At 59.0% G+C, this 9,271-nt stretch carries 9 protein-coding genes; 3 read left to right on the forward strand and 6 right to left on the reverse strand.

Features of this window, described 5'->3' with window-relative positions:
* Positions 1 to 6 precede the first annotated feature (6 nt).
* The 4 genes from IE243_RS18485 to IE243_RS18500 all read right to left on the reverse strand — a co-directional run bounded on the left by IE243_RS18485 (position 7) and on the right by IE243_RS18500 (position 3,972).
* The gene (locus IE243_RS18485) at positions 7 to 951 is read right to left on the reverse strand and encodes a hypothetical protein (RefSeq protein ID WP_191320863.1); all 945 of its coding nucleotides are present in this window, start codon (positions 949 to 951) and stop codon (positions 7 to 9) included.
* A complete protein-coding gene (locus IE243_RS18490; RefSeq protein WP_191320864.1) occupies positions 948 to 1,544 on the reverse strand; it encodes a hypothetical protein in 597 nt (198 codons plus the stop codon). Before IE243_RS18490 ends, IE243_RS18485 begins: the two co-directional genes overlap by 4 nt.
* An 86-nt stretch (positions 1,545 to 1,630) precedes the next feature.
* Entirely contained in the window at positions 1,631 to 2,170 is a 540-nt protein-coding gene (locus tag IE243_RS18495) for a transglycosylase SLT domain-containing protein (protein WP_191320865.1), read from the reverse strand.
* The gene (locus IE243_RS18500) at positions 2,167 to 3,972 is read right to left on the reverse strand and encodes an AAA family ATPase (protein ID WP_191320866.1); all 1,806 of its coding nucleotides are present in this window, start codon (positions 3,970 to 3,972) and stop codon (positions 2,167 to 2,169) included. The genes IE243_RS18495 and IE243_RS18500 overlap by 4 nt, the downstream gene beginning before the upstream one ends.
* Positions 3,973 to 4,042: 70 nt before the next feature.
* On the opposite strand from IE243_RS18500, the gene IE243_RS18505 reads away from it, so the two are divergent.
* Together IE243_RS18505 and IE243_RS18510 are read left to right on the forward strand one after the other, a co-directional pair.
* Positions 4,043 to 4,399, forward strand: coding sequence for a hypothetical protein (locus tag IE243_RS18505; protein ID WP_191320867.1), 357 nt, complete (start codon positions 4,043 to 4,045; stop codon positions 4,397 to 4,399).
* A 1-nt stretch (position 4,400) separates the two neighbouring features.
* The gene (locus IE243_RS18510) at positions 4,401 to 4,760 is read left to right on the forward strand and encodes a hypothetical protein (RefSeq protein ID WP_191320868.1); all 360 of its coding nucleotides are present in this window, start codon (positions 4,401 to 4,403) and stop codon (positions 4,758 to 4,760) included.
* Between the two features lie 158 nt (positions 4,761 to 4,918).
* On the opposite strand, the gene IE243_RS18515 is transcribed toward IE243_RS18510, so the two are convergent.
* Positions 4,919 to 5,485, reverse strand: a complete 567-nt coding sequence (locus IE243_RS18515) for a hypothetical protein (protein ID WP_191320869.1) — start codon at positions 5,483 to 5,485, stop codon at positions 4,919 to 4,921.
* A gap of 184 nt (positions 5,486 to 5,669) precedes the next feature.
* Here IE243_RS18515 and IE243_RS18520 point away from each other — a divergent pair, with 184 nt between their 5' ends.
* The gene (locus tag IE243_RS18520) at positions 5,670 to 7,556 is read left to right on the forward strand and encodes a hypothetical protein (RefSeq protein ID WP_191320870.1); all 1,887 of its coding nucleotides are present in this window, start codon (positions 5,670 to 5,672) and stop codon (positions 7,554 to 7,556) included.
* 69 nt (positions 7,557 to 7,625) lie between these two features.
* On the opposite strand, the gene IE243_RS18525 is transcribed toward IE243_RS18520, so the two are convergent.
* Positions 7,626 to 9,271 (reverse strand): ATP-dependent helicase (locus tag IE243_RS18525; protein ID WP_210319904.1); only part of this gene is annotated, 1,646 nt, incomplete at its 5' end.

Below are 9,271 nucleotides of genomic sequence, written 5' to 3' on the forward strand. Positions count from 1 at the left end.
GATCGCCTAATCATCAAGTTCGGCGCCCCGAGTCCGGGTTTGGGATCGAATTGGGAAATTCGCGGCTGATCCGGGGTTTTCAGCCATTCCGGCCCTCGCCGCAGACAGGATATCAGCGGTTCTGGTTGGCTTTGCGGTTTCCCTCGACACCTGTGGTGACGATAGGTCGACGCCGTCGTTGGCGATCGACTGTGCGTCTTGCAGGAGGACGGTTTGGCGCAGGTTCTCGATTGCCAGGGGCGTTGGATCGATTGACGTGAGGGCAGCGCCCGGGCCGTCTCTGGCGACGGAAATGTGTTGAAGGTTGCCGGGTGGGACGAAGCCTGCTGCACGGGGTGGATGCTCAAGGGTGTCGTGCGCAGTCATGGTCGAAGTTGGGCCCCTGATCAGGAGCGGTATTGACGGGTCCTTGGGCAGGAGACCTGTTTCGCGTGCATCCGCTATCGCGCTTCGAGCTCCGGCGCCGGCGTCTGTGGCGCGTTGTGGGTCTCGCTCATCGCCGGGGAAAGCCCAAGGCTTCACGACGTTATTGAGGAAGTCAGAACCTAATTTCCAGCCGACGATGTCGGTTAGTCCGGAGGCGGCGGCGAGGCTGGCGCGGCCGGCTTGTCCAACTGCCCAATCGATGGGCTTTCCGACCATCGTTTCGCCAAATGGCTTTCCGAGAAATGCGCGAGATCCGATGTCGGCGGCTGTATATGCCATCATGGCCCAGCCAACACCTGGAACCAGCCTGGCGCCGACCATTATGGCGGCGCTGCTGCTGGTTGAAAGCAGGGTCTGGCGGGATAATCGACCTGTGGCGCTAATCTCTGCGGCGGCGGAAAGGCCTGTTGCGACGGCGCCTGAAGCGCCCCGGACGGACCTCACGGAGCTAAGTATGCGACTGCTGGATGACCTGCCGATATCGAGAAGTTCGGTGAGGTCTGCATTGGAATGATCCGACATCATTCGATCCCCATGCCGGAGTTGCGATGCCGGCGCTGGGGCGCAGGGTTGGCGGCCGGTGTTTGGGCAGTCGGGGTCGCCAGGTTTGATGTGGAGGCGACGCCTTCGTCGTAAGCGGTTTTGATGCGATCAATGTAGCTGGGCGCATGGTCGACTGGAGGCTTGTCGGCCTCGATACGGGCACGATGTTCCTGCTCCTGACGCGTCGCGTGGTCATGCTGGGCGGCCAACGCGATTGCGCCAAGCGGCATGCTAAGCGCCATCTTCCCGGCTTTGGTTGTGGTTTTCAGGGTGTCTTTCTCTGTGAGATCGCTTTCACCGCCTTCAATCCCCGGATTGAGTGATCCAGCCACTTCGTGAGCCAGGTCGTGCATGGGGCGAGCGGAGAGGTTCCGTTGGAGCACTCCCATATGCATTGTTTTGTCAGCCGCTTCAGCGACGATGGTTGAAGCCCGGCGTTTCGGGTCGGCGGTGGCCTCAGCCGCCTTGTCAGCGCTCATCTGGGGCGCGTTGTCGGATTGCCGCTCGTGGTCGAAGGCGCGGTTGGCTTGCGAGCGGTCGGCGGCTTCGCGCGTTTGTTCTCCGATGGTGGGCATCAGGAAACTCCTGGGTGGTTTACGCCATATTATCTCACACCGGCGATCGGCGCGTCAGTGAAAATGCGGGAAAGTGGGCACCTGCCTCAGGAGCAGGTGTTTTCAAGGGCAGAGGTGTTGCCGCCATTTGCGTGCATAATTTGTCGTATCCTGCAGGCATAGCGACGGCCGCGGTCTGGCTGGAATGAGTGGTATCTCGCGACGGCGGCGGACCACGATCCGTATTTTTCACGAAGCTCGCTGAGGTGCCAGGACGCATATGAAAGATTGGTTCGAGGATCGAGCATGGCGCCAATGGAGGTAAAACGAGGGCCGTGCCAGCGGACGGTTAGCTGCCCGCAGCCAACATCCACTTCGAATGACCTCGGGGTAAGTTCCTTGATGGCTGCAGCCGCTTCGACAGCGGAGGAAAAATAGAGGGCCTTCCCGTCGACGTTCAGGGCGTTGGGATTGGCCTTGGACTCCAGAGTAACGAGGGCCGACATGAGGCCCCTTGGCATCTGATAGTGCTGTTCAGCAACCGAGGCCCAGAAGAGGCAGGCGGGCTGCGCTGCCGCTGATGGGGATAAAGAGGCGCATGTGAAGGCAATGCCTGCGGCCAGTGGTGAGAGCAGCTGGGGTGTCATGCCTTACCTCCGATGTTCTCGCCAATGAGGAGACGTGGCAGTAGCGTGGTGCGGCTTTCGGTGTGGTGTTTCGCCAGACTGGTGGTGAGGCCATTTTGGTGATCCAGGATGATGCACCGCTTCTTCGCGCGGGTCAGGCCAACGTTAATGAGATTCCGACCGAGCATTCTGGCATGGGTCCTTGATACGACGAGAATGACGATATCGCACTCAATGCCTTGGGATTGTTGGTAGGTAGTTGCCGAGGCGTGTAACAGATCACGTATCTGGGCGGGAGATCGCTTGATCTCCCGGCCGTCGTCCCTCGCGAGTGTAATTCCGTTGGGCCCGATCCTGCGGATGGTCGCGAGCTCTCCGCTCCAAAATTCGGCGCTCCGGTCGTTGACTGTTTGCATTACGAGGTCGCCCACGGAGTGGTGGGAGTGGCCGGCGATTGCCCTGTTGATCGCGTGGGTGCCCAGATGGCCGTCGTGGATGGCGGTCAGGATCTGGACGGTATGGCAGGCCGATTTGGCAGCAACGAACTCTTGCCGGATCCGATCGAGTGCGTCGTCGTGGGAGGATGTGCGAAGTATGCGGATATTTGGAGAGTCAGCGAGTGGGCGGCCCTGCATGACGCGCGTCGCAGCGGCTGGGATATCTCTGGCGGTCCTGCGGTGATTGGTTTGCAATTGGACCACGGGAATTGCACGGGTGCGCAGAATGGCCTGGAGGGGGATGCCCTCCATGACAGGTGGCAGCTGCTCCGGATCGCCGACGAAAATGATTGAGCATGTGGAGGGGACCGCTAGGAGGAGGTCGGCCAGGAGCTGGTTTCCGATCATGAAGGCCTCTTCGACGATGAGGAGGTCGAGGGGGAGCGGGTTGTTGGGGCCGTGCACATATCCGCCCCCGTCCGGCAAAACGCCAAGGGTGGCATGTGCGGTATCCGCTTCAATGCCGGTTTTCTCACCAATAGCCCGAGCAACCCGGGCAGAGAGCGAGATGACTTTGACCCTCGCGCCTGGCCTGATCTGTTTCACGACGCGATTGATGGCCGCCAGAATTGCGGTTTTGCCGGTTCCCGGTCCGCCAGTGATCATGGACACGGTGTTTGAGGAGGCGGACTGGATTGCGGCTATCTGGTTCTTGTCGGGAGTGCGCATTCCCGTTTCGCACATGGCTTGCAGGATTGAAGAATTGTCGACGGGTGCGGAAGGTCTGTATTTTTTGGTGATCAGTGAGGCGACAAGGCGCTCGGTGCGCAGCGCGTCGGCACGTACCAGAATTTCGGTTCCTGAGGCGGTGGCCGATATGAGAATGCCATGTGAGATGAGGGTGTCTACAGCCGCCTCGACATCATCCCTTGTGGCGAAAATGCGCTCCAGGATCGCGTTGGTGAGCGCCATGCGGGCAAGAAAGACGCTGCCGGAGGCCTTCAGGGCGGCCATTCGCTCGTTTGCCGCGGCCATCGCGACCCGTCTCTGGCCGATTGGCTCAGGGGAGAGGCGGCGCCACAACGCCAAAGCGATATCAAATGTGAAGCCTGGGACAGGGCCTATCATCTCAAAGGGGTCACTCCGGAGGATTTCCAGCGTGCGTGTGGAAAATCGCGTGGTGGCTGCCCGGAGCATTCGTTCTGTCAGCCCGGATGCATGAGCCGCGATCCGGAAGCCGTTTTTCTCGAGGTAGCTGGTGAGCGTTGGGGCAGTGTGGTCCGAAAATAGCTCGGTCAGAAGTCGCGCCCGAGTATCCGGGCTCACGTCTTCGTTGGTCAGGTAGTGCTTTATGTCTGCTGGCGTTAGGCGGACTGTTGGAGGCACGTTGTATCCGTGTTCAAAAATGGCGCTGGAAAATGTGGCTATATCTTACGAAATTCCACTGATATGATAAATGGGATTTAGCCGCGAGGTCATTCGCGGGCAATGCAGCTTCCGCAAAATATTCCATTTTGGAGAATTTCAGGTGCAGCCCATTCAAATTCGCACCCCAGGCCCAGGGAAAGTCGAGATTCGGCTGTTTTTTCGGACATGGGACGATGTCCCGATTGTGGAGCGCATTTATTTGGACAAGAACTGCCAGCAAAGCATGCTGCTGGAAATGATTTTGCGAGTTTGGGGGACGTCTCCGGAGATGGAGGAACTCTCGTTCTTCATGTCAATGGACAACGTGGGGCGTGTCGTTGCGACGAAACAGAGCCTGGTGATGTACATCAACGGCAACAAGCAATTGTATGGCGTGGGGGGCTAGGGTGGGTCTGCGCGAGAAGCTCAGGCGGGGACTGGTCGACAGGGCGACCCTTGGTTTCAACTTTCTGGGCGCGATCCTCGTTTTCGCAGTCATTGACTGGCTCAGTCGCAGCACCGGGGTTTTGATGCTACGATTAATACTCTTTTTTATGCTGATTGGCGCCGGCGGGTTCGCATGGTTCACGTGGATGCGTGTGAAAAATAGCGGCGTGCATGTGCCCTCGCTCGGTGAATTGCGCGAGATGCGCGGAGGCTTGTCGGAAAGCGGAAAAACCGAGGTTGCAGTGAATGTCGCTGACGGCGAATTGCCCGCTGAAAACCGCCGACCATCAGAGCGTGCGGACGGGGGCGACGATGCGTGAGCTGAGTGGCGCAGGGGTCGCCGGATGGGCTGCGGACGCCGCTCGTTGTAGGTGACGGTGCTCGCGGCCGTTCGCAGAGCGGGTGGGTGGCGCGCGGAGGGCAGATAAATAGAGTGGCGGCCAACGGCCGCCACTTTTCTTTTGAGGCCGCGCCGGGGTTATTTTGGCGCGACGGCGCTGCGGTCACAGTTTCTGACGGTGTGTCCGTCGTTCGTGATGCGGAACGACACCCGGTTGGTTGCGGGATCGAAGCTGGCTAGCGTCTTTTCGGTGGGGGGTGCGCCCGTGTTGGGGCCCAGGGGAAAGCCGTTAAAGCAGGCGGTTGTGCGCACTGTTTTGACTTCGCCAGACGGCCGGATGGTCGTGACGCGAGCCGGACAGTCGGCCCAGGTCTGGTCAGAGCCTTTGGAGTTCGCCGCTTCCTGGCAGTTGGCTTTCCAGCCGTGGAACACGCTGGCGATGACCTTTGTCCCGTCGACGTCGAACGTTCGGGCGTAGATCAGGATTGGGGCGTTGCCCGTTGCAGATTGGATCGGTCTGACATCGGCCGCGAATGCGCGGTTGGTCGAGCGGATCTGGTCGCTCCAGATTGCAGCGATTTCCGGTGGCGGATTGGTCGTAGCGATTTGCAGCAGTTGCATTGGCTGCCAGTCGGCGGCGGCGGCAATTGCTGGTGCGGTGATGATGGCGCCAGCGAGAAACACGGCAGGAAGGAGAGGTTTCATTGGTGGCCTTCTTTATGGTATTTGAGATCAAACGGAATTTCTAATCGTGTCTCGGTTTTACAGGGCATTCCTCTCGCTTCCAATGATCTTTCGTGCTCGGCGTGGCTCCGTCCGGGCCGGGCAGGCGTTGTGGTGGAAGAAATCAGCAGCCTGTGCCTGGAATTTTGCCGATATGAGGAAAGCTATGCGCTGGGCTTTTGATGGATTTGTCCGCGTGATGTGGAACGGCGCGGTTGGGCTATGTTTTTGCTGCCTTTTGATATTCGTCGGGATGGGACAGGCGCAGGCCGCGTCTATCATTGGATCGTCGGGGACTGCTTCGGCAGCGACGGTGGCGGAGGCCATCCGTGGGTCCAGTCTCAACTCAAATCTGAAGCAGTACGCGGACGATATTGGCCAACTCGCGATGTTCGAGTCCGGCGGCAAGCTTGGAGTTTATAACGGGAGTTGCTGTACGGGCCTTCTCCAGATGAACCGGAGCAACCTCGCTGCGCAAGGTTTGACGCCGGAGCAATACGCTAACATGGGTGTCAACGAGCAGGTTGAGGTTTGGGCGAAGCTGACAAATTCGGCGGCTAATTCAGCGCCTGTTCGTCAGCTGATGGGTATGGAGACGTTCGACGGACGGAAAGTCGACGGTTCGCTGGTTCTGGCGTGCATCCAGCTTGGAACTGGCAATTGCCAAACGATGCTCAGGAGCGGAAGCTGTTCCGGGTTTGCGGACAAAAACGGCACGACCATCTGCAAGATGGCCGACGCAATGCGGGGAAAAACGAACCTCGGGACAGATAGCGAAGGCACCAAGCAGGACGCGACGAAATCGGAGACGGGTGACACGTTGTCAGCCACGATCCTTGAAAGCGCAAACAAGTGCTGGGCCTGCACGGTGATTGTTAAAACCGGTGAGGTCGCTGTTCAGGTGGTTCCTGCGGTGCTTGAGAAGCTGACAAGCGTTGTGCTGCCTTTGATGGCGGTCGTTTTCGCGATTGTCACCGCGTTTATGATCGGGCGTGGCTTTTTGTGGCCGGGTCTTATGAGGTGGTCGGATATCTGGTGGAATATGGCGCGGTTCGTCGCGGTATATGCGCTGATTTCCATCTCATCGTTCGCATCCGAGTATGTGATGGGCTATGCGTTTTACCCATCGCTGCAGTTGGGCGCCGCCATTGGTGAGATGGGTGTAGAGCAGGGCAATGCTGCGTTCGGTGTGAGCAATGCAAAACAGAACTGTCAGTTCGTCCAGGTTGATACCTCGATAAGTTTTCAGGCGAATGCCACTATCGACAACATGTCCCAGCTGGCGTGCAAGGTGCACATGGCGGCTTATGGGCCTGTGGTGGCGGGCGCCACGCTTCTTTCGCAGAAGAAGGCGGAGGCGACGCCTGCGGACTGGGGCACGGGTATTGTGGTGTCGGTGATATCCCTGTTTCTGATTGTCGCTTCGATCCTTGCTCTGGCGGCATTTGCAATGAGTGTTGTGGAGGCGTTGATCAAGTTGGCGGTCACGCTGTCGTTGAGCCCGATCATCCTCTTTTTCTGGATATTCAGGCGGACCCGGTATCTTGCGGTGAACGGGTTTAACCTCCTGCTGTATGGCGTTCTCCTGCTGGCCTTCTCGGGTCTGCTGGCGTCGGTGTCGACGTTCGTTCTCACGCGGCTAATTGGCCAGGGCATGGGGCAGTCCGGGGGCAATCCGACGCTGGAGCAGGTGTATAATTGGGTGAACACCCAGATGTCGCAAGGCGGTGAGGTTTCAGGGTTGGTGTTGTTCGCATCCTTCTCGATCGCCGCTGCGATGATGGCTTCCCATTTGCTGCGCGCCGGCGGTGATATCGCGGCGTCTCTGACGGGGGCGAGGATGGGGCAGATTACAAATGGCGTGGTGGCAGGCGTCCGTTCCTTTGCGATGATTTCTGGCGGTGGTCCGGCGGTTGGCGCAGCGATGGCGACTGGTTACTTCGGAACACGTGCTGGCATCGGAGCGATTGGCGCCGGCGCCGCTGGGGTTATCAATGGGGGCAAGCAGATTATCGGCAGCGCTGGGCGCATTGTCGGTCGGGGTGGTGGTTAGAGTGCGTCGGCTCGCGTTGGAATAAAAAAGGCCCCGGACTATTGTCCGGGGCCTTTTACTTTGTGTGCGCTACCGGTAGGTAGCGGTTTTGGTGAGCGCTGGTGAGATGTCGCCGAGGAACCGTGAAGGCGGGAGGTCGTACTCGCCGTGGAATGACTCGACCGAGGTGATGGTCGCTGTTTTCTTGGCTCTTGTGAGGCCGACGTAGGCCAGTCGTCGCTCTTCTTCAAGGTCGCGACGCAGGCGGCTTTCCTCGTCGGCCGGGAGGTCCCGTGATGCGAGTTGGCGCACAATCCGCGATGAAGGGAAGATACCTTCAGACCACGCGGGGAGGATAACGTGGTCAAATTCCAGGCCCTTTGCGGCGTGGATCGTGCCTATCCAGACACCGTCGGTAATTTCATTGTTATCGACCGGGTCTAGCGCCAGGGAGTCGACCATTTCGTCGAGGTTCGGGGCGCTGGTGATTGCTGCCTGAAGTTCGGCGATCCGGTCTGCCCGGCGCTGGACGCCGGCATGGGCTTTGTTGCGGGCGATCTTTTCGACGACGTTTCCGGCTTTTTCGGTTGCCTTGGCCAGGTCTTTGTCGAGTTCCAGCTCGACGACCACCTTTTCATAAATCTCGGCCGGGGGCACCTCGAGCTGATAGTCGTCCGCGAGTTCGTTGAGAAAGTTGAGGAGGTTTGTGAGGCCTTCGCCGAGCTTTCCTTTCAGTTCGCTCGACGCCAGGAGACTGGCGATGGCATCGATCATCGGAATATGGCGGGTGCGGGCCTCTTCCGACACCTTCTTCATTTTCGTTGGGCCGAGGCCCCTCGGTTTGGCGGTGAGGATTCGCTGCAGCGCGTAGTCGTCGCGTCGGTTTTTTGCAAATCGGAAGTAGGCGATAATATTTTGGATGTCTTGTGTTTCCTGGGCCTTCTTCCCCGCAGTGATGGTGAAGGGAATGCGCGCCTGAGCGAGGGGTAGCTGTATCGTGGCGAACATGGTGGCGTAGCGGCCGAGGATGGCAATGGAGTTGTAAGGCACGCCTTGCTCGTGAAGGTCCGCGATGGCGTTGACGATAGATGCAGCTTCCTGGCGGGGATCACTGAACCGGTAGTGCGTGATCGGTGCTCGCGCTGCTGCCATCGTATAGAGTTTTTTGCCCAGACGGTCTTCATTGCGGGCGATGAGCTTGTTGGCCGCGTCCAGGATTGACGAAGTGGAGCGGAAATTCTGCTCGAGCTTGATCACGTTTGCGCCGTTGTAGCGTCCCTGGAACGTCAGGATATTTTTGATCTCGGCGCCGCGCCATCCGTAGACGCTCTGATCCTCGTCACCAACGCATGTGATGTTCACCTGCGGATTGAGCATCAGGCGGATGAGGTGTTCCTGGGTGGCGTTTGTGTCCTGATACTCGTCGATCAGGACCATGCGGAACATGGTTTGGTAGTAGCGGCGAACCCCGGTATTTGTCTCGAGGAGTTCGACTGTTTTGATGATGATGTCGTTGTAGTCCAGGACCTGCGCATCAGCCTTCTCGCCGTCGTAGAGCATGGCGATGTTTTCCAGGGCGTCCCTGGTCCCGAGGAGGCCGACAGTTTCTTCGGCCTTCCGGTTTTTCTGGAGGACGTCCCATGCGGCGACGGCGCCGTCACTGTTGCGCTCGGCGTCTAGAGCGCTTTTCGACCGCCATGAATCGCACCGGATTCCCTTTGTGGCTGACTTCTGAT

This window comes from Camelimonas fluminis (assembly GCF_014656355.1).
Classification (GTDB): domain Bacteria; phylum Pseudomonadota; class Alphaproteobacteria; order Rhizobiales; family Beijerinckiaceae; genus Camelimonas; species Camelimonas fluminis.